Below are 25,387 nucleotides of genomic sequence, written 5' to 3'. Positions count from 1 at the left end.
TGGGTAATCAGGTTACGCTATGTAAAACGTTTGCGCCTCGTTAATATCCCTGTGCCAGTTTAGAAGGTGACCCCTTCTAATTTTCTGCGATGAGAGTCGCAATTCCGTAGCACCTTTTTACAGCCCAACGTCTTGATGACATTGGGCTTCATTTTTATCCGCGTTTCTCAGGTATTGGTACCCTCAACTCTTTAGGATCGACAATCCCACCTTTTTACAGGCCATCATGGTCTTGATGACATTGGGCTTCATTTTTATTGGCGCGGTTCAGTGGGGCACCCTAGCTCAGCGGTCCGCCTTGGCGGGCAGCATGCGGGCCGGGTTGCCCACCCCCCGGGCACCGGCTGGCACGTCTTTGGTGACCACGGCTCCGGCGCCCACGATGGCCTCCCGCCCTATGGTGACGCCGGGCAGCAGGATGGCGCCGCCCCCGATCCAGACCCGGTCCTCGATGGTGACCGGCAGCGCGGTCTCGACCCCCTGAATCCGTTCATCGGCGTCCAGCGCGTGGGCGGCGGTGTAGATCTGCACGTTCGGCCCTATCATCACCTCGGCGCCGATGCGAATGGGGGCGTTGTCCAGCAGGGTGGCCCCCATGTTGATGTAGCTGCGCTCGCCCAGGTGGATGTGGCGGCCATAGGTGCAGTAGAGGGGTGGGCAGATAAAGGCGCCCTGGGCCAGCTCGCCGACGATCTGCTGCAGCAGCGCCAACTGTTCATCCTCCTCGTCGCTGCGATTGAAGCGGCGGTACAGGCGGGCCGCTTCCCGGCGCAGCAGATCCAGTTCCGGCGCCATGCAGTTGTAAGGCTGGCTGGCGATCATCTTGTCGTACTCGGTCATGGGGGCTCCTGTGGCTTGTCTTTGTGGCGCCTGGGTTACACATGCTAGCGGCCCGGTCGCCGGATAACCGTGATCAGCGGCCCGCTACGGGCAGCACCAGATTGGTCGGCCTGCCCTCGGCAAAGGCAATCAGGTTGTCAAAGGCGGCCTGAAAGTAGAGCTGGTAGCTGTTGCGCTCCACATAGCCAAGATGAGGTGTCGCCAGCACATTGGGCAGGCGCAGCAAAGGCTCGCTCTGCGCCGTGGCGGGCTCTGCGTCGAACACGTCGAGGGCTGCGCGCCGGGTCGGGTTGGCGGCGAGCTCGGCATAGAGGGCGCCGGGCTCGACAAGCTCAGCTCGACTGACGTTGACCAGCAGGGAGTCGGCTTTCATCCGCGCGAGATCGGCGCGGGTCACGCAGCCACGGGTGGCCTCGTTCAGGCGCAGATGCAACGAGAGGACGTCGGCCTGGCGAAAGAAACTCTCCTTGTCACTGGCGCTGGCATGGCCATCCTGCTCGGCCTGCTGGCGGGAGCCCTCGCTGCCCCAGATCAGCACCGACATGCCGAAGGCCCGGCCGTAACCGGCCACCAGTCTGCCAATCTTGCCGTAGCCCCAGATGCCGAGCGTCAGCCCCTGCAAGGTACGCCCCAACCCCAGTGTGCCGGACTGCTGCCACTGCCCCTGGGCGAGGGCATGGCAATAGGCCGGGAGGTGGCGGGAGGCCGCCATGATGAGGGCCCAGCAGAGTTCGGCGGGCGCCACCGGGCTGCCGATGCCTTCGGCGACGGCCACCCCGTGGCGCTGACACAGGAGGGGGTCGATATGCTGGCTGATCTTGCCGGTCTGGCTGATGAGCCGAAGGGAGGGGAGTCTGCGCAGCAACGCCTCGTCGATACGGGTTCGCTCGCGGATCAGCACCAGCGCCTCCACCCCTGCCAGCCTGGCAGCAAGGCGCTCGGGGTCAGGTTCGCTTCGGGTGAGAATGGTGACGTCGTGGCCCGCCAGGCGGGTAAAGCAGGGCAGATGACGCACCTGATCCTGATAGTCATCCAGTATGGCAATCCGCATAAGCACTCCGTGTCGCAGGGGGACTGGCGGCCTATCCTACCGGAAACGGGGTGAGCTGTGTGGTCAAATGAGCACTGATTGCAGTGCGGGTATGGATGGTGCTGGGTGGCTGTACCAGAGAGGTGGCTGCCGGCGGGTTGAAAACAGACGAGGCTCCCGTGTGGGAGCCCCGTTGGCAGCTTTGTGTCGATGACTTAGCCGAGTTTGCAGCAGCTGCCGTGGCTTGTTGTTAATCAGCCGAGTTTGCGGCCGGAGAGACGGCACCACTCCTCTTTCACGGCGGTCGGGTCCATCTCGAACCACTGGCCGTAGATGGTCTCCAGCTCTGGCGCCTGGCTCTCCAGCACGCCGGAGAGGGCCATCAGGCTGCCCGCTTTGCCGTGGCCGGCGATAAGCGGCGCCAGCTCGCGCAGCGGGCCGGCCAGGATGTTGGCGACCACCACGTCCGCTTCGACATCTTGCGGCTGATCCGCCGGCAGGTAGAGCTCGATCTGGTCGGCGACGCCATTGCGCTCGGCGTTGTCACGGCTGGCCTGGATGGCCTGCGGATCGATGTCGATGCCGATGACTCGGGCAGCCCCCAGTTTCAGAGCGGCGATGCCGAGGATGCCGGAGCCGCAACCAAAGTCGACCACTGTCTTGCCAGCCAGATCCAGCCCGTCCAGCCACTGCAGGCAGAGCGCCGTGGTGGGGTGGGTACCGGTACCGAAGGCCAGACCCGGGTCCAGCATGACGTTGACCGCATCCGGGTTCGGCACATCGCGCCAGCTCGGGCAGATCCAGAGCCGCTCGCCGAACTGCATGGGGTGGAAGTGATCCATCCACTCGCGCACCCAGTCCTTGTCTTCCAGCTGCTCCACCTTGTAGCCGACGTCTTCGCCGAAGATCTGCTGGAAGAAGGCGATGGTGGGTGCCGGATCGGTTTCGGCGTCGAACAGCCCCATCACTTCGGTCTCGCCCCACAGCGGGGTCTCGCCCGGCATGGGTTCATAGACGGGCACATCCTTGGCATCCATAAAGGTCACCGCCTGGGCACCACGCCCCAGCAGCATGTTGCTCACCTTGTCTGCGGTCTTGGCAGTGGCGTTGATTCGAATTTGTATCCAGGGCATGGCGTCGACTCTTCATAAATGTGAAACCGCGGGATTCTATCATCATGGGCGTGTGCTGTCGTGGTTTGCCCATGCAGTGTGGTGGAGGAGGCAGACTTTGCCGAGTTGGCACGGTTCATGTATTCCTCATTGGGTGACGGGAAGCAACCTGTTCCCGCTGAATGCTTTGCTCTAGGAAAGTTCCGTCATCTTTTTCAGCCACCTTCGGGTGGCTTTTTTTTTTGCCTGCGAGCTGGCAGGCCACGGTGGCAGGGTAAAATGTGGCAAGAAGGCGGGGAGGTGGGCGGGATTGGCACTCTAGCTGCAAAGGTACAGAGGTCCTGCATAAGGATATGTGTGTGATTGTTACCCTACGTTCAGGTATTTAGGGCCATCCCGGCGGGATGGCCCCTTTTTTTGGCTTTTTTATGGTGAAGCTGCGTGGTGACTGTCTGTTGCCTGATGTGAGCTGTGCAGTGATGGGGCTTGTCACTGGTGAGTTCACCCCATGATGGTGCAGTTTTTACCCATAAGGGATTAGTTGCCGAACCGGCTCATGTCGATCACCAGCTTGCCCACCATGCGGCCGGCTTCCACCTCGGCATGGGCCTGAGCCAGGGTCGTCGGGGTCAGCTCATCCACCACCTTGCAGAGGGTGCTCTTGACCACGCCCTGATCCACCAGCGCGGTGACCCGCTCCAGCAGGTTGTGCTGCTCGATCATGTCCGGAGTCTGGAACAGGGAGCGGGTGAACATGAACTCCTGGCTGAAGGTGACGCTCTTGCTCTTGAGCAGGGAGAGATCCCAGGGCTCGCTCGACTCGGCGATGGTGCAGATATGGCCGAACGGGCTGATGAGGCTGGCCATGGCATCCCAGTGCTGCTCGGTGGCATTGGTGCAGAAGATGGCGTCCACCTGGTTGATGCCGAGGGCGGTGAGTTCCTCCTGCAACTGGTGATGGCTCACCACCTGATGGGCTCCCATCTGCAGGCACCAGGCCCGGGTCTCGGGGCGCGAGGCGGTGGCGATCACCTCCATGCCGGTGAGCTGGCGGGCCAGCTGGATGGCGATGGAGCCGACCCCGCCGGCGCCGCCGATGATCAGCAGCCGTCCGCGGCTTTCGCGGGTGAGGCCCATGCGTTCGAACAGGGTCTCCCAGGCGGTGATGGCGGTGAGCGGCAGGGCGGCGGCTTCCAGGTCGCTCAGGCTGGTGGGGGCGAGGGCGGCGATGCGCTCATCCACCAGTTGCAGGGCGCTGTTGCTGCCGGGACGGCTGATGTCGCCGGCATACCAGACCCGGTCGCCCGCCTTGAACAGGGTCACCTCAGGACCGACGGCGATCACTTCGCCCACGGCGTCCCAGCCCAGCACCCGCGGGCTGCTCTCGACCTTGGCCTTGGGGGCGCGCACCTTGGTGTCGACCGGGTTGATGGAGGTGGCGTTGACCCGCACCAGCAGGTCGCGCGGGCCCGGCGTCGGGTCGGCCAGGTTGGCTTCGATGAAGCAGTCGGGATGATCGCTCGGCAGATAGTGGGTCAGGGCGATGGCTTTCATGGCAGTTCCTTTCAAATCGGTTGGATGGGGATTGCCAGCCAATCTAGTCTGGTTGATTATTCAGATTAAGATGGGTAATTGGTAAAGACTGTTTGAATATATGAACAATGTCGAACTGGAGCTGATGGGGCTGTTTGCCACCGTGGTGGAGCAGGGCAGTTTTACCGGCGCGGCCGAGCTGCTTGGCATGCCCAAATCCTCGGTCAGCCAGAAGATCTCGCGGCTCGAATCCCAGCTCGGGGTGCGCCTGTTGCAGCGTACCACCCGCCGGTTGAGCCTGACCCCGCAGGGGGAGGTCTATGTGGAGCAGTGCCGGGCGTTGCTGGCGCTGGCCCGCAGCGCCAATCTGGCGATGGCGCGGCTGCGCGCGGCCCCGGCCGGGCGGGTGCGGATCACCGCGCCGGAGGCCACCGGCACCCTGCTGCTCGGCCGGATCCTGGCCGAGTTTCGGGCCCTCTATCCCGAGGTGGTGCTGGAGCTGACCCTGAGTGACGAGCAGCTCGACCTGGTGGGGGAGGGCTACGATCTGGCGCTGCGGGCGGCACCGCTGAAAGATTCCAGCCTCATCTGCCGGCGCATCGGTCAGGTGCCGCGCCATCTGGTGGCGGCGCCCGCCTATCTGGCGGCCCACGGCATGCCGCAACAGCTAAGCGAGCTGGGTCGATACGCCTGTCTGGTGCACACGTCGTTGCCGGTGTGGCCGTTGCAGGAGGGAGGTTGGCGGCCGCAGGGGGCTTGTCTGAGCAACAGCCTGCTGGCGCTGCGGGAGCTGGCCATCAACGAGGGAGGGATCGCCCTGCTGCCCCATCACGTCTGCGAGGGGGATCTTGTGGCGGGACGCTTGCAGAAGGTGCTGCCGAGTCACCCCATTCCGGCCAACCCCTTCTACCTCATCTACCCGAGCCGGGAGCACCTGGCCCCCGCCCTGCGTAGCCTGATGGATTTCGTGGCCGAGCGGTTGCCGTTTGCCTGAGGCTACCAGCCGCTCTGGCCGGCGGACTCCTGATTGGGCTTGAGGCCGAGCGGCACCGACTGGCGCTCCGCCAGCATGCGGATCTGCCCTTCAATGAGGCTGGCGTTGGGGCCCAGCACCAGCACCAGCTGATGGTCGTTGAGCTGGATCCAGGAGAGGCAGCCCAGCCCCAGCAGACGGGATTGATCCACCAGCGAGATGTCGCGCACCCGCAGGCTTAAGCGGGTCAGGCAGACGCTCATCGCCTGCAGGTTGTCCATGCCCCCCAGCACCTTGAGGTACTGGATCGCCAGCATCTGGGGGTCGGAGGGGGCGACGCTGGCAAGGCGCGAGTGTTCCGGGGCGATGGGCTTGCTCGGCAGGCTGAGGGGCGTGCGCTCCAGCAGCTGATAGAACAGCAATGTGTAGGCGACGAAGAACAGGATGCCGACCGGAATGAGCCAGAAGCTGTGCTCGCCGGCGTGGTAGCTCAGCACCAGGTCCAGCAGGCCGGCGGAGAAGTAGCTGCCCACCTTGATGCCGAGCGCGCTGCAGGTGGCGAGCGACAATCCGGTCAGCAGGGCGTGGGCCAGAAACAGCCAGGGGGCGGTGAAGGCGAACAGGAACTCGATGGGCTCGGTGATCCCCACCAGCGCCGAGGTGAGCGCCAGGGTGAGCAACAGCCCCCCCTGCGGCAGCCGCTGCATGCGCTGGCGGTGCAGCCAGATGGCAAAACAGGCGCCCGGCAGGCCGAACATGATGATGGGATAGAGCCCGGCCACATAGCCTTCGTGCAGCGGTTGGGCGCTGGCCAGTGCCTGCAGGTTGCTCTCTCCCAGCCCGATGAGGCTGCCCAGCACCTGGTGCAGACCGAGCGGGATCAGCAGCCGGTTCAGCACGCCGTAACAGAAAGCGCCGAGCGGGGTGGTGAGCAGCTCGGAGGCGAGCAGGGTGATGCCCTGCTCCAGCAGCGGCCAGATCAGCGCGAGGGGGAAGGCCAGCAGCAGGCAGGCCAGTGCCGAGGCGAGCAGGCTGGTGAAATCGCCATTGATCAGCCGCAGCCAGTGGGGCATGGGGTGGCGCTTGAGCCAGGGGTAGACGATGGCGGTGGTCAATCCCGCCAGCAGGCCGCAGATCATGTCGCTGTGCAGGCCGGGGGCCAGGGTACCGAGCGCCGAGCTCAGCAGCAGGAAGTTGACCGCCCCGGCCAGCGCCTGGCTCCCCTCACCCTGGCGGCTCAGCCCGAAGGCGATGGCCACCGCATAGATGAGCGGCATCTGGCTGAACAGGGCGCGGCCGGTGAGGGAGAGTACCGCCAGATCCAGCACGTCCGGCTGGCCGAGCCGATAGAACAGGGCCGCCAGCGGCAGGATGGAGACCGGCAGCAACAGGGCGTAACCGAGTCGCTGCAGGGCTTGAGTCAGGATCTGTCTGGCGTTCTGGACGGGCATAAGGGCGCACTGTTTTGTGACATGGCGCACAGTTTACCCTTAAAACACCCATTTGGGGATAGTTTCGGAACCCTTTATTAATTCATTGCTGAACAAGGTTCGAAGAGCCGCCTTACGCTCTGGCTCGGGGCCGGGGTCAGCAGGCTGACCAGCACGAAGGCGACCAGCCCCAGCGCCAGGCTCGGCACTATGGCGTGCAGACCGGCCAGCTTGATCCCCCACTGGCTCAAGATGCCGTAGCAGAGGATGCCGCACACCATGCTGGCCAGGGCTCCCGGGCCGTTGGCCCGCGACCAGTAGAGGCCGAGCACCAGCGGCCAGAGGAACACCGCCTGCAGGCCGCCAAAGGCGAGCAGGTTGAGCCAGATGATCATCTCGGGGGGCTGCAGCGCCGCCAGCAGCACCAGCGTGCCCAGGATCAGGGTGCAGAGCAGGGAGAGGCGCGGCACCCGTACCTCCAGCTTCTCCTGGCCGGCCTTCTCCGGGCTCAGGTAGTTGAGGTAGAGATCCTTCACCAACGTGGCGGAGGCCTGGATCAGCTGGGAATCGATGGTGGACATGATGGCCGCCATGGGGGCCGCCAGGAAGACCCCGGCCAGCCAGGGGGGCAGCACTTCCATCATCAGGGAGGGCATGATCTTGTCTGGGCTGTCCATGCCGGGCAGGATGGCGCGGCCCAGCGCCCCAGCCAGGTGCATGCCGAACATCAGGAAGGCGCTGACGATGGTGCCGATCAGGATGCCGCGATGCAGCGCCTTGCTGTCGCGATAGCCAAAGCAGCGCAGGGCCGAGTGGGGCAGCCCCACCACCCCGACGCAGACCAGTACCCAGAAGCTCAGCATGAAGGGCTGGGTCAGCATGTCGCCGGCCCCCTGCGGGCTCACCAGCTTGGGATCGATCGCCTTGAGCTGGTGGATGAGGTTGGGCAGGCCATCCCCCGCGATCAGGATCCCTGCCAGCAGGGCACCGGTGCCGATCAGCATGATGATCCCCTGCAGCGCATCCGTCATCACCACGGCGCGAAAGCCGCCGATCACCGTGTAGAGCAGCACGCAGCCGGCAAACAGCAAGAGTCCCTGCTGGTAAGAGAGGCCGGTGGCTGTCTCCAGCAGGCGGGCGCCGCCGATGAACTGCACCACCATGGTGGCGATGAAGGCGAGGATGATGGTGACTGAACCCAGCACCACCACGGCCTTGCTCTGGTAGCGGGCCCACAGCATGTCGTTGATGGTCACCGCATTGACCCGGCAGGCTATGATGGCGAACTTCTTGCCAAGCACCCCCAGGGTGAGCCAGACGGTGGGCAGCTGGATCATCGCCAGCAGCACCCAGCCGAGGCCAATCTTGTAGGCGGCACCCGGCCCGCCGATAAAGGAGGAGGCCGAGGTGTAAGTGGCCACCAGGGTCATGGCCAGCACCAGGCCGCCCATGCTGCGGTTGCCGATGAAGTACTCCTGCACGAAGTCACCGCCCACCCGGTGACGGCTGGCCCAGAAACCGACCCCCAGCACCAGCACCAGATAGATGCACAGCGGCAGCATCAGCTCAAGATTCATGGGGAGGCTCCTTGTCATCGAGGGGCTGGGAGTCGAGGGGGATGTCCACGAACAGGCGATCCACCATCAGGCCGCACAGCACGATGAACAGCAGCGGCATCAGAATGCAGCTGAGCAGGAACCAGAGCGGCATATCCCAGCATTCGATCTCTTCGGGGATGAAATAGGCCGTGCCATACCAGGCAAGGAAGTAGAGCAGGGTCAGCAGCAGGCAGAGTGCTGCTTCCCGACGAGCGAGCGCAAAACGGTTCACCTTGGCCTCCGACAATTTCGAGGGGCGCAAGGATAACAAAAAAGGGCCATGTCGCCATGGCCCTTTTTCAGCAGAAGATCTGCGAACGCGAGTCTTACAGACCCAGCTTCTTGTGCAGGTAGTGGATATTGGTCCCACCGTGCTGGAAGTTTTCGTCCTTCATGATCTCTTTTTGCAGGGAGACGTTGGTCTTGATCCCTTCCACCACCAGCTCGTCCAGCGCCTGACGCATGCGGGCAATGGCGACGTCGCGGTTTTCACCGTAACAGATCAGCTTGCCGATCATGGAGTCGTAGTAGGGCGGCACCTTGTAGCCGGCGTAGATGTGGGAGTCCCAACGCACGCCCAGACCACCCGGCGCGTGGAAGCGCTGGATCAGGCCAGGAGACGGCATGAAGGTGGCTGGGTCTTCGGCGTTGATCCGGCACTCGATGGCATGGCCACGGATGCGGATATCCTGCTGGGTGATCGACAGGGGCTGGCCAGCGGCGATGCGCAGCTGCTCCTTGATGAGGTCGACGCCGGTGACCATCTCGGTAACCGGGTGCTCTACTTGGATACGGGTGTTCATCTCGATGAAATAGAACTCGCCGTTTTCGTACAGGAACTCGAAAGTACCCGCACCGCGGTAGCCGATCTCGATACAGGCGCGCACGCAGCGCTCACCGATGAACTTGCGCATCTCGGCGGTGATGCCCGGCGCCGGTGCCTCTTCGACCACCTTCTGGTGGCGACGCTGCATGGAGCAGTCGCGCTCGCCCAGATAGAGGGCGTTGCCCTGGCCGTCTGCCAGCACCTGGATCTCGATGTGGCGCGGGTTTTCCAGGTACTTCTCCATGTAGACCATGTCGTTCTTGAAGAACTGGCCTGCTTCGGACTTGGTCAGCGCGATGGCGGCAGCCAGCTCGGCTTCGCTGCGCACCACGCGCATGCCGCGACCACCACCGCCACCGGCGGCCTTGATGATCACCGGGTAGCCGATGCGCTTGGCAATGGCGGCGTTGTGCTTGGCATCGCTGTCAACCGGACCGTCGGAGCCCGGTACGCAGGGTACGCCCGCCTTCTTCATCGCCTCGATGGCGGAGACCTTGTCACCCATCAGGCGAATGGTCTCGGCGCGCGGGCCGATGAAGACGAAGCCGGATTTCTCGACCACTTCGGCAAAGTCGGCGTTCTCGGAGAGGAAGCCGTAGCCGGGGTGAATGGCAACGGCACCGGTCACCTCGGCGGCGGCGATGATCGCCGGCACGTTGAGGTAGGAGTCGGTACTGGCCGGTTTGCCGATACAGATGGTTTCGTCGGCCAGCAGCACATGCTTGAGCTCCCGGTCGGCGGTGGAGTGAACGGCCACTGTCTTGATCCCGAGCTCTTTGCAGGCGCGCAGGATCCGCAGGGCAATTTCACCGCGGTTGGCGATGACTACTTTGTCCAACATGGGTGGCGATTTCCCTTATTCGATGATGAACAGCGGCTCGTCGAATTCGACGGCCTGACCATTTTCAACCAGGATCGCTTTGATCACGCCGGCCTTGTCGGATTCGATTTGGTTCATCATTTTCATGGCTTCGACGATGCACAGGGTATCGCCGACATTGACGTGCTGGCCCACTTCCACGAACGGCTTGGCTTCCGGGCTGGAAGAGCGGTAGAAGGAACCGACCATGGGGGAGCGCATCAGGTGACCGGCCGGGGTAGCGTCGGCAGCTGGTGCTGCGGCGGCCGGGGCGGCGGCGACAGGAGCGGCTACCGGAGCAGCAACCTGCGGCATGATCATCTGCGGAGCAGCGGTCACCTGACCTGAGAAGTTGCGGCTGATGCGAACGGACTCTTCACCTTCGGAGATCTCCAGTTCGGCGATGCCGGACTCTTCAACCAGTTCAATCAGCTTCTTGATTTTGCGGATATCCATTAGCATTCTCTTTCTTCTTTATCTGATCAGTGATTATCAAGCCGCGCGCAACTGGTGCACGGCCGCGGTTAAAGCGAATTGGTAGCCATCGGCCCCCAGCCCACAAATGACCCCCTTGGCGACATCAGACAGATAGGAGTGATGACGGAAGGGTTCCCTGGCGTGGACGTTGGACAGGTGAACCTCGATAAAGGGGATGGCCACACCCAGCAGCGCATCGCGGATGGCGACGCTGGTGTGGGTGAAGGCGGCCGGATTGATGATGATGAAGTCCACCTGACCCATGGCCTGGTGGATGCGGCCGACCAGCTCATGTTCGGCGTTGGATTGCAGGTGTTCCAGTGTGACCCCGAGTTCGCCGGCACTTAGCGTCAGATCGGCGACGATCTCATCGAGCGTCTTGCTGCCGTAGATGCCCGGTTCCCGTTTGCCCAGCAGGTTCAGGTTCGGCCCGTTGAGCAGGAGAATTCGGTGTTTTTGCGACATATTGAGTACATCCTCGATGATAATGCTGCTATCTGTCAGCTATCTTGTGGACTACCAGAAATCTAGCCATTTTCTGCTCAAATCGGTGTGCACTGGCACACAGATTTCGCAATTATATTGATTTCGTGAAAATTAGCAGCATTTTACTGGTCTAATCTCTACATCTGTCTGTTTTTTGTTCATCTTGTCTGGTTGTCAAAATACTCACTAGCAGGAATGACAAAGCCGGCACTGGGCCGGCTTTGGAGGCAAAAGGCAGACGGGATCAAGCGGCTTCGGACTTCTCGCGAATGAGTTTGTCCACTACGCCCGGATCCGCCAGGGTGGAGATATCCCCCAGGCTGTCGGTCTCGCCGGTGGCGATCTTGCGCAGAATTCGCCGCATGATCTTGCCGGAACGGGTCTTGGGCAGCCCCTCGGCCCAGTGGATCACGTCCGGGGTAGCGATGGCGCCGATCTCCTTGCGGACCCACTCCTTCACCTCCTTGTGCAGCTCCCGGCTCGGCTTTTCGCCGGCGATCAGGGTGACATAGGCATAGATGCCCTGACCCTTGATCTCGTGCGGTACTCCCACCACAGCCGCTTCGGCGATCTTGGGATGAGCCACCAGCGCGGATTCGATCTCGGCGGTGCCCATGCGGTGGCCGGAGACGTTCAGTACATCATCCACCCGGCCGGTGATCCAGTAGTAGCCATCCTCGTCGCGACGGGCACCGTCGCCGGTGAAGTAGCGGCCGGGGAAGGTGGAGAAGTAGGTCTGCTCGAAGCGCTCGTGATCGCCGAATACGGTGCGCATCTGGCCCGGCCAGGAGTCGGTGATCACCAGGTTGCCCTCGGTAGCCCCCTCCAGCGGCTCGCCCATGTTGTCCACCAGCGCCGGCTGCACGCCGAAGAAGGGGCGGGTGGCCGAGCCTGGCTTGAGATCGGTGACGCCGGGCAGCGGGCTGATGAGGATGCCGCCGGTCTCGGTCTGCCACCAGGTGTCGACGATGGGGCAACGCTCGTCGCCTATGGTGCGGTAGTACCACTCCCAGGCTTCCGGGTTGATGGGCTCGCCCACCGAGCCCATGATGCGCAGGCTCGAACGGGAGGTACCCTCAACTGCCTCGTTGCCCTTGGCCATCAGCGCGCGGATGGCGGTGGGGGCGGTGTAGAGGATGGTGACCTGGTGCTTGTCCACCACCTGGCTCATGCGGTTGGTCGCCGGGTAGTTGGGCACCCCTTCGAACATGATGGTGGTGGCGCCGTTGGCGAGCGGCCCGTAGACCAGGTAGGAGTGGCCGGTGACCCAGCCCACGTCGGCGGTACACCAGTAGATGTCCTCCTCGTGGTAGTCGAAGATGTACTTGAAGGTGAGGGTGGCATAGACCAGATAGCCGCCGGTGGTGTGCAGCACCCCCTTGGGCTTGCCGGTGGAGCCGGAGGTGTAGAGAATGAACAGCGGGTCTTCGGCCCCCATCGCCTCCGGCGGGCAGTCGCTGCTGACGGCGGCCGTTGCCTCATGCCACCACAGATCGCGGTGATTGTGCCAGGCGATGTTGCCGCCGGTACGTTTGAGCACGATCACCTTGCTGACCTTGGTCTCCGGGTTGGTGAGCGCTTCATCCACGTTCTTCTTGAGCGGCACCGGGCGGCCGCCACGCAGCCCCTCATCGGCGGTGACGACGATGGTGGAGCCGGAGTCGATGATGCGACCGGCCAGGGCTTCTGGCGAGAAACCGCCGAAGACGATGCTGTGCACGGCGCCGATGCGGGTACAGGCCAGCATGGCGATGGCCGCTTCCGGCACCATGGGCATGTAGAGGCAGACCACGTCGCCGCGATGCACCCCTTGTGCCTTCAAGACGTTGGCAAACTTGCACACCTCGGTGTGCAGCTCGCGATAGGTGAGCTTGCGATCCTCGGCCGGGTTGTCCCCTTCCCAGATGATGGCGACCTTGTCGCCGCGCTCGCTCAGATGGCGATCCAGGCAGTTGGCAGAGACGTTGAGCAGGCCGTCTTCATACCACTTGATGGAGACGTGGCCCGGATCGTAGGAGGTGTTCTTGACCCGGGTATAGGGCTTCATCCAGTCGAGGATCTTGCCCTGCTCGCCCCAGAAGGCATCCGGGTTCTGCACCGAGGCCTGGTACATGGCCTCATACCCCGCCTTGTCCAGCAGGGCGCCCTGGCTGATGTGGGCTTTGACCGGGTAGACCTTGCTCTCGCTCATGTGTCACTCCTTTGAATACATTTTTGTAATGATTGGATAACAACTTATACCTTTGGCGGGGGAGGGCAATTAGACTTTTGGATAGATGGCAACATCCGCTTACAGTCGCGTCGATGACAATTCATCGCCGATTGGGTAAAACGTCGCTTTTACCGATGGAGACAGCCCCCGTGTTGACCCTGCTTCTTTGCTCCTCCCTCTGGCAGTTCGAGGCCCCGAAGGCCACCGATGAGGCCGCATTGGCCCCCCCCCCATGCCAACGGTCTTGAACTGACACCGACACAGCCCGATTTACCCTCACTGCGGGATCACATCAGCGGCCAGCTGAGCGAGGCATGGCTGGCGCGCAAGCCGCCGGTGTCCGTCACCGTCGGGGAGAAAAAGTCCTCCTATCCGCAGGACTCCTTGCTGGAAGAGTCACGCCGGCAGCAGGACGAAGGGTGGGACGCCAGGCTGACCTTCAACGATTGAGCCGGCAGTGGCTGTCACCCGCCTGGCACGGGGGTCAGCACCAGTGATTCCTGCCCGCTGCCAGCTGCGCCGCCAGATGGGGCTCGGCCAGCGGGTGGCTGAACAGATAGCCCTGTCCCTCCTGACAGTGGAGGGATTGCAGAAACTGGCGCTGGGCCTGGGTCTCTATCCCTTCGGCGGTCACCACCATGCCCAAGCTGTCGGCTAGGTTGACGATGGTGCGGCACAGCTCCCGGCTGTGCTTGTCATCGGGCAGCGCCTGCACGAAGGTCTTGTCTATCTTGATCCGATCGATGGGCAGGCTTTTCAGCAGGCTCAGGGATGAGAAGCCGGTGCCAAAATCGTCGATGGCGATCTGCACCCCCAGCTCCTTCAGCCGCTTGAACAGCTGCAGACTCTGGTCGACCCGCTGGATGATGCTCTCTGTGACCTCTATCTCCAGCCGCTGCGGCGGAAAACCGGTCTCGGCCAGGATGGCGGCGACCCGCTCCACGTAACCTGCCGAGCGCATCTCCCGTACCGACACATTGACCGACAGTCTGGGCACCGCCAAGCCGGCGGCCAGCCAGGCTTGCCCCTGCTGGCAGGCGGTACGCATTACCCACTCCCCGATCTGCTCGATGAGGCCGCACTCCTCGGCCACCGGAATGAAGCGGGTCGGCCCTATCATGCCCTCGCTGGGGTGCTGCCAGCGCAGCAGGGCTTCCAGCCCGCTCAGCTGGTTGTTGGCCAGATCCGTCATGGGTTGATAGAGGATGCAGAGCTGCTGCTGTTCGATGGCCTGGAACAGCCCCTGCTCCATGCTCAGTCGCTCCCGGGTCTGTTCCGTCATGTCCGGGGTATAGAAGAGGTAACCGTTGCGACCCTGGTTCTTCGCCTCGTACATGGCGCTGTCGGCGGCACTGACCAGGGTGTCCGGGGTGGTGGCGTGTTCCGGATAGAGGGCGATGCCGATGCTGGCGGAGACGGCCACCCGCTCGTGATCCAGCTCGACCGGTTCGCGCAGGCGGGCCAGCAGCTGCTCGGCGAGCCTGGCCAGCTCCTCCGGCTGTTCGAAGTAGGGGATCAGCACCAGAAACTCGTCGCCCCCCAGCCGAGCCGCCACGTCGTTGTGGTGCAGCAGCCGGCGAATGCGCTCGGCCAGCAGCTTGAGCAGCTCGTCTCCGGCCCGGTGGCCCAGGGTGTCGTTGATCAGCTTGAAGCCGTCCAGATCGATGAACAGCAAGGCGAGCTGCTGCCGGTTGAGGTGGGCGGTCTTGATCTCCAGTTCAAGCCGCTCCTGCAGCAGGTTGCGGTTGCCCAGCTCGGTCAGGGGATCGTGATAGGCGAGGTGGTTGAGCTGTGCCTCGGCCTTGCGAATGGCGCTGATGTCGGAGAAGGCGATGACATAGTTGGTGGTGTTGTGGCGGCTGTCGTGCACGGCGCTGACATGCTGCCAGGAGGTGAAGTAGCCGCCATCCTTGCGCAGGCACATCATCTCGCCATGCCAGGCGTGGCTGCCGGGCAGCAGGGTGTGCCAGGGGTAGTCGATGTCGGTGTGGCGGCGCGGGTGCATGATGGCTTCCGGTGACTTGCCGACGACCTCCTCCTCCTCGTACTGGGTCATGCTGCAGAAGGCTGGGTTGACCGAGATGATCTGGCGCTGGCCATCCATGATGATGATGCCTTCGGCAGCGGTTTCGAATACCACGTTGGCCTGGCGCAGCTTGTCTTCCTGGGTGCAGCGATCGGTGGCGTCGTGGATCACCCCGGTGATGCGTCGCCCCAGATGTTCGCTGGCTGCCACGTGATCGGCATGGATGTCGACCCAGCCTCGCTGCTGATCGGGCCCCAGGTAACCTAGGGTGAGATGAATGGGGGCCGTGCCCTTGAGCGCCGCCCTGAGCTGCTCGCCAGAGAGCGGGTCGAAGCGCTTGATGAACTGATCCATTCCTCCCTGAAACTCGCTGGCGGCGGTGCCGAGCAGCTGTTCGACCCGACCGTCAAACTGCAGTCTGTCCTCCTTAACGTGCCACTCCCACACCCCGATCCGGCCGGCGTTCATGGCCAGTTGCAGTCGCCGCTGCGACTCGACCTGTTCGGTCACGTCGCGTACTATGGTGAGAATGCCGTCGGGCACGCCCCGTTCGTCGAGCATGGGGCTGTAGATCGCCTGCCAGTGGCGTTGCTGGCCCTGATGGGCCGCGGTATGGCCGCTCAGGTTCAGCTCGACCCGGGGGACGCCGCTGCTGATGATCTGCTGGAACAGGGGTTCCAGCACGGGAGCCAGGGTCGGGACGATTTCCCGCAGGGTGTGGCCGTAGTGCTCCTCCCGGGAGAGGCCGTTGAGGTCGGCCAGGGTCTGGTTGACGCTGCGGCAGCGAAAGTGGCGATCGAAGATGCCTATGCCAAACGGGGCCAGTTCGAACAGCTGCTGCAGCTCGTTCACGCTCAACTGCCCCGCCTGCGGCGGATCGGGCATGGCGTCGAAAAACTCTTTCCCCATCACGGGACTCCGAAATTGACTGTTTTGTCATTTGAGGTGTTGTCAGTATGGCATGAAGCCTACTGGAGGGAAGAGGTGGGGGCTCATTTGCCCCCAATTTGGTCATTTTCCGAAGTGGTAGCTCAGGGTGAGGTTGATCACCGGTTGCCAGTCATGCTCCTTGATGAGCCACTGCTTGGCGCCGAACTCGGTGCCCAGTCGCCACTGCTGCCAGCACCAGCCGCGCTCCAGCGTGAGTCCCCAGTCTCGCAAGCCTTCGTCCGCCCCGTAGGCGGCCATGTGGGCCTGACTGCCGCGAGTCAGCCAGAGATTGAGGGAGAGCTCGGCGGGCAGCGGCAGGCTGTGCTCCATGTACCAGAGCTGGCCATAGCGCCCGCTGACGTCATAGAGCTGGCCCAGGGTGAGCTGGTGATCGTCATCCAGTTGCCAGCCCAGGCGCCAGAGCGCGCTGAAGCGGTTGCGGTCGATCACCTCCATCGGGCTGACGCCGAGGGCGATAAAGCTCTTGTCGTAGAGCGGCAGCGCCACCCCGGCGCTCTGGCCGTCGGCGAAGATGAGGCCGACCTGGGTCTCCCGCTCGTAGCCGACCCAGAACTGGGTGCTGTCGCTGCTGCCACTGCCCGCCTGCTTGCTGTCCAGCTGCCACTGACCGCCGATGGCCAGCTCCTTGGCGCAGACTGGCAGCGCCAGGAGCAGCAACACCAGCCACAGCTTACTTGCCATAGAGCCGCACCCAGTCCCGATCCTGGTGCATGCCCATCAGGTGGCAGATGATGCCGGAGCGCTGGAAGGCGTAGATGAGCAGCACGCTGGTGGCGCTGAGCGCCATGATGAGGCCGAAAATGTTGGGCAGGATGGTGCCTTGGCGGGCGGTCCACCACAGCAGAAGCGGGCCCCACAGGTGCACGAAGATGCTCTTGTGGAAGATGAAGACGGTCAGCGAGTACATGCCGATCCAGTTGAGCGGGCGCCAGCAGAGGCGAATGTTGCGCTGATGCAGCCAGAGCACGGCCCCGATCACCAGAAACTCCATGCCCCAGATGCCGGCACGCCCGATCATGTCCATCGCCAGCTCATGCTCGTTGGCGTAGATGTCGCTGAGCTCGACCGTGCTGGTCTCGCCGAACATGAGATAGCAGGCCAGTGCCACCAGCGAGAGCGTCAGCACCAGCGTGTTGAGGCGGTCCCGCCATTGGGGTTGCTGATGCCAGCACCAGCCGTAGAGGAAGCCGAAGCAGCCGCTGGCCATGAAGAGGTCGAGGCGGGCATCCAGCTCGTAGTCGGGGTGCACATGCAGCTTCATCCAGCCGTCGAGGTGGCCGAGCAGATCCTGCACGCCGAGCTGATCCAGCAGCAGGCTGAGCAGGGTCAGCAGCAACATGCCGCGGATGCCGAACCAGGCGTAGACCAGCGAGAAGAGCGCCAGCAGGCACATCCACAGCATCACCGGATAGAAAGAGAGCGCCTCGCCGAAGTTGGGGGCGATCACCAGTCCTTCCACATAGAGCACCAGTATGATGCTGGCGAACAGCACCAGCTTGCCGCCCAGCTGTGGTCTGAAGCTGGCCTGGTCGCGGCGACTGAGATTGAAGGCGGCCAGCGCCAGGTAGATCTGGCTGACCCAGGGGATGAGCCAGGCCGACACCTGGGCCGTCAGATGATCCATGGGCAGCAGCTGGCCGGCCATCGCCTTGTGGGAGAGGTAGAAGCTGTCCCACAGGGCGTGCTCCCGATTGAAGAAGTCGATGTACCAGTAGTTGAGGTAGCCGGTGTAGTGCTCGAAGACGGCCATGAAGATGACGAGCCCTCGCAGCAGATCGAGGCCCGTGATGCGCGCATCCTGTGGAGGCATGCTGATGCTCCTGTATCGGTCGGAAAAGGAGCGGCACTATAGCGGTTGTCGTGAAACTGAACGGGAGCTGAATGTAAGCGAATGTTACCCGCAATTACCCCGCTGACCTTGCCACAAGGGCAACCGGGGGGATTGGGCTGTCATGATTTGTAATAGTTTTGGCGCTTTTTCAGCCTTTCTGGCGGCCAAACGCCTGGATGCCGCGCACCAGGACCAGCCAGCCGACCACGTGAAACGGCAGCGCCATGACGTAGAGCAGCAGCCAGTGGGCCTCGCTGCCGCTGCTGTGGATGAAGTCGATCCAGGCGGCCAGCAGGGCCAGCATGCCCGCTATCTGGAAGCGGCGGCGCAGCACTACCTCGACGCCGAGGTTGGCGAGGTAGAGGGTCAGCAGTATGCCGGCGAAGCCGGTGAGCTGGGCGGTGCCGTAGAGTTCCCGGTCCGGATTGAACAGCAGGGCGACGAGGGGAGTGATGCCCTGATCCTGCGGGATCAGGGCCAGCAGCCAGCATGCTATCAGGAGCAGGGCTGTCTTCATCGGCTTAGTCGGCGGCTTGCGCCGGTTTGACCAGGCTGAGGTAGTTGGCATCCATCTTGAGGAATACCCCCAGCAGCCGGGCACTGGCGCCGTAGAAGCCGAACTGGTCGGCGGCGCGGCAGGCGCTCTCGAACTTGTCGAACCAGCCGAGCAGGTGGCCGTGCAGCAGGGACTCCTGCTCGCCGAGCCAGCTTTCACGCTGGGCGGCGGTGGTCGCCTCGGCGGCGCGGATGATGAGGTTGCCCATCAGATCCAGCTCGATGGCCAGGTGATCGGCGGGCTCCTTGTATTTATCGCTGACGTTGATGCCGAGGCGATCGAGGCGGGCCTGCATCTCGCTCATGGGGGCCTGCATCAGCAGCTTGGCATCACTGCGGTAGAGCGACTCGTAGGGCAGGGCACCCTGCTTGGGGTCGACCAGGAACAGGCCGGCGAAGTCGGCGGCCAGCTCCAGCTGGCGATCCGGGCGCACCAGCAGGCGGGCGATGGCCTCGTTCAGTTCGGCCACGGCCTCGCGCATGGGGTCGAGAGTGGAGAGGCTCTTCAAGAAGCTGCGTACGTCGTAGGTGTCGTATTCAGCGATCTGTGCATCACTAAGTTCGGCAGCGAACAGGGTGGAGAACCACCAGTAAAGCTCGGCCCGGCGTTCGCTGGTAGCCATGAATTCCTGCATTTATCCTCCGTGGATGACAATCGGGAGCCATAGAGGCTCCCGATTCTAACGACTTTAAAAATAAAGGAAACTCAAGGGGTGACTTTCGTCCCCTCGGGTCACAGTGCCGGGAACATGGGATCGATGCCCTTGGCGGATTCCGGCGCTCCGAAGGCGGTGACGGCCGGCGCCTGCCCGCGGAACTTCTCTATCTCCACCAGGGCGGTGTGGGCCGTGGTGGCCTGCGCCAGGCTGGAGGAGCCGATGTCGGCAGTCAGCACGTTGGGATCGCCATAGGTACACAAGGTCCCCGCCTTGCCGCCCTCCTGCGGGCCGTACCAGGCCCCCTCCTGGATACGTACCACGCCAGGGGCGTAGTCATCGCTCACCACCAGACCGGCCAGCACCTGACCGCGGCCGTTGAAGACCCGCACCAGATCCCCATCCTTGAGCCCGCGCGCCCTGGCGTCCTGCGGGTTCATGTAGACAGGCTCGCGCCCCTGCACCGTGTAGGTGGCACGATAAGCATCGGAGGAGCAGAGCTGGCTGTGCAGCCGCTTGTCCGGGTGACAGGATTGCAGGTGCAGCGGGAACTGCTGGCTGCCATGGCCGCCGTGGGAGCGCTCGTAAGGCTCGATCCAGACCGGGTGGCCCGGGCAATCCGCGTAACCGTAGTCGGCGATGGTCTTGGAGTAGATCTCGATGAGGCCGGACGGGGTGCCCAGCGGCTCCAGATCCGGCTCCTTGCGGAACGACTCGTGCCGCACCCAGGGCTGGCCCGCCGGGAAGCTGACGAAGCCTTCACCGTGCCAGAACTGGCTGAAGCGGGGCAGGCGGATGCCAATGCCGCGGCCCTGCAGACGGGCGTCGTCATAGATGCTCTGGATCCACTCCAGCTTGCTCTTGCCTCCGGTGAACTCGGCCTCGCGATCGAAGCGGCGGCAGAGATCGGCGAAGATGTCGTAGTCGTCGCGCGCCTCGAACAGCGGCTCAACCACCTTGTGCATGGCCAGGATGCCGGCGTTGGCGTGGGAACCCCACTGCTCGATGTCATCCCGCTCGTAGGTGGTGGTGGCCGGCAGCACGATATCGGCGAAGCGGCAGCTGGCGGTCCACTGGTGATCCACGCTCACCACGGTTTCCAGCTTGCGCCAGGCGGCGATCATCTTGTTGCGATCCTGCTGATGGTGGAACGGGTTGTTGCCGCAGAACACCGCCATCTTCATCTGGGGGTAGGTGATGGTCTGACCGTTGAAGGCGATGCGCTTGCCCGGGTTCAGGATGCAGTCGACGAAACGGGCCACCGGGATGAACCTGGAGTAGCCCTTCCAGTCGCCGTCGTGGAGTGGCTTGACCCCGGGGATGACGGAGCTGAAGCCGGACATGATGGGGCCTGTGCTGGTGATGGTACCGGCGCCGTTGTAGTGCCAGCCAAACCCGTAGCCGCCCCCCGGCAGACCGATCTGGCCCAGCATGGAGGCCAGCACCACCAGCATCCAGGCGTACTGTTCGCCGTGGTGCATGCGCTGCACGCACCAGCCGCCGATGAGCTGGGTGCGGCCGCTGGCCATGGTGCGCGCCAGCTCGCGAATGGTGTCGGCAGGCACGCCACAGATGGCGGAAGCCCACTCGGCATCTTTCACCTGACCATCCCTGGTGCCCAGCAGATAGGGCAGGAACTTGTCAAAGCCGGTGGTGTAGTTCTTGAGGAAGGCCTCGTCGTGACGCTTCTCGCTGTAGAGGGTATGGGCGATACCCAGCATCAGTGGGACGTCGGTTTGCGGGTTCAGGGTCACCTGATCGCAATTGAGGTACTTCTGGGTCTTGGACTTGACCGGGTCGACGCTGATGACCTTGATCTCGCCCCTGGCCACCTTCTCTTTCAGCTGTGCCCAGTATTCGTAGACGCTGTGATCCGGCACCAGCCAGCCCACCTGCAGGTTCTTGATGGGATCGGAACCCCAGATGACGATGGTCTTGCTGTGCTCCAGCACCAGGGGCCAGGAGGTCTGCTGCTCGTACACCTCCATGGCGCCCGCCACGTGGGGCAGGATCACCTGGGCAGCGCCGGTGGAGTAGTCACCGGCCTTGGTCAGATAGGTACCGTGCAGGTTCATGGCGCGGCCCAGCATGGCGCCGGCGGAGTGCAGCTTGCCCACCGACTGCCAGCCGGAGTGACCGGCGTAGAGGGCGCTCGGGCCATAGGTCTTCTGCACCCGTTCCAGCTCGTGATAGAAGAAGTCCAGCGCCTGGGACCAGGTTACCCGCACGAAGCGGTTCTGGCCGCGCTCGTTGGTGTCGGACTGGTGGCCCTTGCGCAGCCAGTCCAGCCGCACCATGGGGTAGCGGATGCGGGAGGGGTTGTAGACCACTTCACTCAGGGCCTTGAGCATCTCGGTCGGATGCTTGTCATGCTCAAACGGCAGGGTCTCGACCCAGCGGCCATCGACCACACGGGCGCGGAAGGCGCCCCAGTGGGAGCCGGACTGCACCAGTTTTTCGCCGGACTCGGCGGCCATCACGGCGCGACCGAGCAGGGAAGGGCCGATCAGGGCGCTGGCACCACTGGCCAGCAAGCCACCCAGAAAACCACGACGGGAAATATTGATCATCTTGTTATTCCTTTCTCAAATCCGGACTTAGTGGCTGCCCTGACCACCGGTATCGGCAGCATGGTTTTGCAGGTACTTGAGCAGGGTGCGCTCCTCTTCCTTGCTCAGGCGGTAGTAGGCGGACATGGCCTTGAGACCCGAGATCCAGCCGTTGGCGGTGAAGTGAGCCGGATCCGGCGCCGCGTGGCAGGAGTTGCAGGTGGACTTGTACATCTCGCCGGCATAATCCCAGATGGGTTGGAGGGAGGACTCGAGCCCCTTGCCATCGACCCAGGCCTGCACCTGCACCTGTTCCCACTCGATGTGGGTGGCGCTGTCGGTCTCCTGTTTCAGGATCTGTTCGTTGGTCCTGAGCTCGTCACGGATGGTGGCCACGAAGACTCGCTTGCCCATGTACTCGCTCAGCACGCGGCCCTTGCCTGCGCTTTCGCGCCACCCTTCGATGGTCACCTTGAGGCGATCGCCGCTGCGGGCCACCACCTCGATGCGGGAGGCGGGCAGCAGCTTGCCGACCGGATCGGTGCTCTCTTCGCTTGCGTAGAGATCCTTCTCGCCCAGGGTGTAGAGGGTCTCGGCGGCCGGTGCCTGCTGGGCTTCGTTTGCCAGGGTGGCGTAGGTGGCACGGAAGCCGCCCGCCATGTTCGGCAGCTCGTGGGCTATGCCCTTGTGGCACTCGATGCAGTTCATGTTCTTGGCGGCGGCATCCTTCATCGCCAGGGCGGCGGCGGGGGACTGCTTGGCGTGATCCATGTTGTCGTAGCTGTGGCAGGACTTGCAGGTCTTGGAGTTCTGGCTGCTCATGCGAGCCCAGACCTTCTCGGCTAGGTGCAGACGCCGGTCTTCAAACTTCTCCTGGGTGTCGATGCTGTGGCCTATGTACTGCTGATAGAGGTCGTTGGCCGCCTCCATCTTGCGGGCCACCTTGCCGACGAAATCCTTCGGCTGGTGGCAGTCGGTGCAGATGGCCTGGACGCCGGAGGCGTTCTTGAAGTGAATGGACTCCTTGTACTCGGGGTACACGGTCTCCTTCATGGTATGGCAGGAGATGCAGAACTCGAGGGTACTGGTCTTCTCGAAGCCGTAGTGCAGGCCGACGCTGCCGGCTAGGGTGACCCCGACGCCCGCCAGCAGCAGCGCCAATACCGACCAGCGGCGGCTGGGGGTGCGCAGGAAATGCCACAGTTTTTTCATCATGCTCTCTCACATCGCTTTTTTGATGGAGGCCATGATAGGGAGGCGTTGTGAACAGGGCTGCCGCCGATAATTAACGAAATAGGGGTATTTATGAAAAATTATGAATAGAATAATTCCCCCATGTTGAACTCTGTCTAACCCTGCGGACCCTGCCCATGAGCCACCACATTCTGGTTGTTGAAGACGATGTCGTGACCCGCGAGAAGCTGACCGGCTATTTCGAGCGGGAGGGCTATCGGGTGACCGCGGTCGAGAACGGCCAGGAGATGCGGGCCGTGCTGGCAGCACAGGAGGTGGCCCTGGTGATGCTGGACATCAACCTGCCGGGGGAGGATGGCCTGCTGTTGACCCGCGAGCTGCGCGCCCGCAGCACGGTGGGGATCATCCTGGTGACCGGCCGCAGCGATGCGGTGGACAAGATAGTGGGCCTCGAGATGGGGGCCGACGACTATGTCACCAAGCCGTTTGAGCTAAGAGAGTTGCTGGTGCGGGTCAAGAACCTGCTGTGGCGCATCTCGCTGGCCGCAGCCCAGCCGAGTGAGCCGGCGGTGGCAGACGATGCGGTGCGCTTCGGCCCCTGGCGCTTCGATATTCCCCGCCGCCAGCTCAGCAAGGACGGGGTGCCGGTGCGCCTGACCAAGGCGGAGTACGAAGTGCTGGTGGCCTTCATCGCCAACGCCGGGCGGGTGCTGAGCCGGGAGCGGATCCTGGCCCTCACCAGCCACCGCGGCGATGGCCCGAGCGATCGCACCATAGACGTGCTGATCCGCCGCTTGCGGGGCAAGATGGAGCAAGATCCCCGTGACCCGCAACTGTTCGTCACCGTACACGGGGAAGGCTATCTGTTCGCCGGCGAGCTGGCCGCCTGATCCTCAGCTTTGCGAGGCGCTCAGGCCGATGGCCGGGTGTCGAACTGCGGGCAGTCGTCCCCTATCTGGTGCCAGGGCGCCTTGGAGCCGACGAAGATGTGAAACGCGGGCTTCTGGCTTGGCACCTCGTCCAGTATCCCCAGCCGCAGATTGATCTTGCCCGTGCTGCGCTTCTGGCTGAACAGGCTGGAGCCGCAGTGGCGGCAGAAGGCGAGGCTGGTCTCGTCCGATTTCTGGTAGCGGCTGATGGCCTCGCTCCCCTTCGCGATGGTCACCTTGTCACCATCCAGCCCGCCGACGGAGGCGTAGTCCGCCCCGGAAAACTTGCGGCATTCGCTGCAGTGGCAGTTCCCCATATAGTCGAACTGATCCGGCAGGGTCAGGGCCACGGCGCCGCACAGGCAGCTCGCATGCAATGTGTTCATCTCTTCTCCTTGAGTACTTGGTTAGTTGCCGCTGGCGTCGAAGCCGACCCGGTAGACGGGGCGAAAGGTGCCATCGGACAGAGAGTTGGCGGGATTGGCCAGGGGGGTCTCCAGGGTCAGGATGGGTGGTCCCATTACCCGCGGACACTGCTGCTCGCTGGCCTCGGGACTTTGCAGCAGGCAGACCGCCTGGGCCACTGCAAGACGTCCCTGCTGGCGCATCTGATCGCTGTTGGCGGCCAGGACCTTGCCCCGGCGCAGGCCGCGCTGCACCCCGTGGCTGAAGTAGGTGCTCAACACTTGGGGTTTTGTGAGTTGGCGCTGGGCCAGCTCGTTGACCGCCACTTCGGCGGCGATGGCGCCCCCCACCAGATAGTCGAGGTCGGGGTGGCGGGCCAGGGTCTGCTGCACCAGGGTGCGCTGGATCTCGCGGCTGTTGTCACCGCGCGCCGTGGTTACCAGCCTGATGGCGCTGCCCTGGATGGCTGCGGCAAAGCCGGGCTCGACGAAGTTGTTGCCACCGCTCGCCTGCGGGCCGGGAAAGAGCGCCACCGTCACCGGCGGGCTGCCGGCAGGGTGGCGCTTGGCTAGCCAGTGGCCCATCTGCCAGCCCATCTGATACCAGGAGACCCCCACCTTGGCCTTGACCAGTCCGGCGGGCAGGTCGTTGACCAGGCCGAACACCGGCAGCGGGCTGGCGCCGATCGCCTCGCCGAGCCCGTCGTAGCTCACCGCGCCGAGCAGGATGGCATCGCTCCCCTCGCTCACGCACTGCTGCAACTGGCGGCGCTGTTCGGCAAGGGCGCCGTAGCCCCCTGCCTCGTGGATACGCAGCTTCACGCCGAGTCGCTTGGCCTCCTCCACCATGCCCTGATTGACCGACAGCCAGTAGGCGTCGCGCAGGTGGGGGTAGAGGGCGCACAGGGTCAGGGGG

22 protein-coding genes and 1 pseudogene are annotated in these 25,387 nt (G+C 63.5%); 3 read left to right on the top strand and 20 right to left on the bottom strand.

What is annotated here, in order from left to right; genetic code table 11:
* Window positions 1–285: 285 nt before the first annotated feature.
* The 4 genes from CAK78_RS16240 to CAK78_RS16225 form a co-directional block, all read right to left on the bottom strand.
* On the bottom strand, window positions 286–840 hold the full coding sequence (locus CAK78_RS16240) for a sugar O-acetyltransferase (RefSeq protein ID WP_094697956.1): 555 nt from the start codon (window positions 838–840) through the stop codon (window positions 286–288).
* Between the two features lie 73 nt (window positions 841–913).
* Complete coding sequence (locus tag CAK78_RS16235; RefSeq protein ID WP_094697955.1) at window positions 914–1,891, bottom strand: D-2-hydroxyacid dehydrogenase family protein; 978 nt, start codon at window positions 1,889–1,891, stop codon at window positions 914–916.
* 233 nt (window positions 1,892–2,124) lie between these two features.
* Window positions 2,125–3,003 (bottom strand): 50S ribosomal protein L11 methyltransferase, encoded by an 879-nt coding sequence (prmA, locus tag CAK78_RS16230; protein ID WP_010675412.1) that lies wholly within the window; start codon window positions 3,001–3,003, stop codon window positions 2,125–2,127.
* Window positions 3,004–3,519: 516 nt separating this feature from the next.
* On the bottom strand, window positions 3,520–4,536 hold the full coding sequence (locus CAK78_RS16225) for a zinc-binding alcohol dehydrogenase family protein (RefSeq protein ID WP_094697954.1): 1,017 nt from the start codon (window positions 4,534–4,536) through the stop codon (window positions 3,520–3,522).
* A 100-nt stretch (window positions 4,537–4,636) separates the two neighbouring features.
* On the opposite strand from CAK78_RS16225, the gene CAK78_RS16220 reads away from it, so the two are divergent.
* Window positions 4,637–5,509: a LysR family transcriptional regulator gene (locus CAK78_RS16220; protein WP_176452824.1), complete on the top strand. Its 873-nt coding sequence runs from the start codon at window positions 4,637–4,639 to the stop codon at window positions 5,507–5,509.
* Window positions 5,510–5,511: 2 nt separating this feature from the next.
* Here CAK78_RS16220 and CAK78_RS16215 read toward each other — a convergent pair whose 3' ends face one another.
* The 7 genes from CAK78_RS16215 to acs form a co-directional block, all read right to left on the bottom strand.
* Entirely contained in the window at window positions 5,512–6,939 is a 1,428-nt protein-coding gene (locus CAK78_RS16215; protein ID WP_094697953.1) for a PTS transporter subunit EIIC, read from the bottom strand.
* Window positions 6,940–7,016: 77 nt separating this feature from the next.
* A complete protein-coding gene (gene panF / locus CAK78_RS16210; protein ID WP_094697952.1) occupies window positions 7,017–8,495 on the bottom strand; it encodes a sodium/pantothenate symporter in 1,479 nt (492 codons plus the stop codon).
* Window positions 8,485–8,763: a YhdT family protein gene (locus tag CAK78_RS16205; protein ID WP_176452825.1), complete on the bottom strand. Its 279-nt coding sequence runs from the start codon at window positions 8,761–8,763 to the stop codon at window positions 8,485–8,487. The genes panF and CAK78_RS16205 overlap by 11 nt, the downstream gene beginning before the upstream one ends.
* A gap of 79 nt (window positions 8,764–8,842) precedes the next feature.
* A complete protein-coding gene (gene accC / locus CAK78_RS16200; RefSeq protein ID WP_005298029.1) occupies window positions 8,843–10,183 on the bottom strand; it encodes an acetyl-CoA carboxylase biotin carboxylase subunit in 1,341 nt (446 codons plus the stop codon).
* Window positions 10,184–10,198: 15 nt separating this feature from the next.
* Window positions 10,199–10,657: an acetyl-CoA carboxylase biotin carboxyl carrier protein gene (accB, locus tag CAK78_RS16195; RefSeq protein ID WP_005298038.1), complete on the bottom strand. Its 459-nt coding sequence runs from the start codon at window positions 10,655–10,657 to the stop codon at window positions 10,199–10,201.
* Window positions 10,658–10,693: 36 nt separating this feature from the next.
* Window positions 10,694–11,143: a type II 3-dehydroquinate dehydratase gene (gene aroQ / locus CAK78_RS16190; RefSeq protein WP_005298040.1), complete on the bottom strand. Its 450-nt coding sequence runs from the start codon at window positions 11,141–11,143 to the stop codon at window positions 10,694–10,696.
* A 265-nt stretch (window positions 11,144–11,408) separates the two neighbouring features.
* Window positions 11,409–13,355, bottom strand: a complete 1,947-nt coding sequence (gene acs / locus CAK78_RS16185) for an acetate--CoA ligase (RefSeq protein WP_094697951.1) — start codon at window positions 13,353–13,355, stop codon at window positions 11,409–11,411.
* A 170-nt stretch (window positions 13,356–13,525) separates the two neighbouring features.
* Here acs and CAK78_RS16180 point away from each other — a divergent pair.
* A pseudogene (locus CAK78_RS16180) lies at window positions 13,526–13,826 on the top strand (hypothetical protein).
* Between the two features lie 34 nt (window positions 13,827–13,860).
* On the opposite strand, the gene CAK78_RS16175 reads toward CAK78_RS16180, so the two are convergent.
* From CAK78_RS16175 to torC, 7 genes are all read right to left on the bottom strand, one after another.
* Window positions 13,861–16,311 carry a sensor domain-containing protein gene (locus CAK78_RS16175; protein ID WP_094697950.1) on the bottom strand — a complete coding sequence of 817 codons (2,451 nt, stop codon included), beginning with the start codon at window positions 16,309–16,311 and terminating at the stop codon, window positions 13,861–13,863.
* Between the two features lie 102 nt (window positions 16,312–16,413).
* Window positions 16,414–17,034 carry a hypothetical protein gene (locus CAK78_RS16170; RefSeq protein ID WP_094697949.1) on the bottom strand — a complete coding sequence of 207 codons (621 nt, stop codon included), beginning with the start codon at window positions 17,032–17,034 and terminating at the stop codon, window positions 16,414–16,416.
* Complete coding sequence (locus tag CAK78_RS16165; protein ID WP_094697948.1) at window positions 17,024–18,163, bottom strand: hypothetical protein; 1,140 nt, start codon at window positions 18,161–18,163, stop codon at window positions 17,024–17,026. The genes CAK78_RS16170 and CAK78_RS16165 overlap by 11 nt, the downstream gene beginning before the upstream one ends.
* A gap of 169 nt (window positions 18,164–18,332) precedes the next feature.
* Window positions 18,333–18,701, bottom strand: coding sequence for a hypothetical protein (locus CAK78_RS16160; protein ID WP_094697947.1), 369 nt, complete (start codon window positions 18,699–18,701; stop codon window positions 18,333–18,335).
* A 4-nt stretch (window positions 18,702–18,705) separates the two neighbouring features.
* Complete coding sequence (torD, locus tag CAK78_RS16155) at window positions 18,706–19,374, bottom strand: molecular chaperone TorD (RefSeq protein WP_094697946.1); 669 nt, start codon at window positions 19,372–19,374, stop codon at window positions 18,706–18,708.
* Between the two features lie 98 nt (window positions 19,375–19,472).
* Window positions 19,473–21,965, bottom strand: coding sequence for a trimethylamine-N-oxide reductase TorA (torA, locus tag CAK78_RS16150; RefSeq protein ID WP_094697945.1), 2,493 nt, complete (start codon window positions 21,963–21,965; stop codon window positions 19,473–19,475).
* Between the two features lie 27 nt (window positions 21,966–21,992).
* The gene (torC, locus tag CAK78_RS16145; RefSeq protein ID WP_094697944.1) at window positions 21,993–23,159 is read right to left on the bottom strand and encodes a pentaheme c-type cytochrome TorC; all 1,167 of its coding nucleotides are present in this window, start codon (window positions 23,157–23,159) and stop codon (window positions 21,993–21,995) included.
* A gap of 155 nt (window positions 23,160–23,314) precedes the next feature.
* Between torC and torR the strand changes: the two genes are divergently transcribed.
* Entirely contained in the window at window positions 23,315–24,028 is a 714-nt protein-coding gene (gene torR / locus CAK78_RS16140) for a two-component system response regulator TorR (RefSeq protein WP_094697943.1), read from the top strand.
* 20 nt (window positions 24,029–24,048) lie between these two features.
* Here the strand turns inward: torR and CAK78_RS16135 are convergent, their stop codons facing one another.
* Both CAK78_RS16135 and torT read right to left on the bottom strand, forming a co-directional pair.
* Window positions 24,049–24,453: a GFA family protein gene (locus tag CAK78_RS16135; protein ID WP_094697942.1), complete on the bottom strand. Its 405-nt coding sequence runs from the start codon at window positions 24,451–24,453 to the stop codon at window positions 24,049–24,051.
* 21 nt (window positions 24,454–24,474) lie between these two features.
* Window positions 24,475–25,387, bottom strand: a 913-nt coding sequence (gene torT / locus CAK78_RS16130; protein ID WP_094697941.1) for a TMAO reductase system periplasmic protein TorT, incomplete at its 5' end; no start/stop codon positions are given.

This window comes from Aeromonas sp. A35_P, assembly GCF_002259925.1.
Taxonomy (GTDB): Bacteria; Pseudomonadota; Gammaproteobacteria; order Enterobacterales; family Aeromonadaceae; genus Aeromonas; species Aeromonas dhakensis.
The sequence above is the reverse complement of the archived record's forward strand: the minus strand, read 5'-3'. Positions and strand labels throughout refer to the sequence as shown.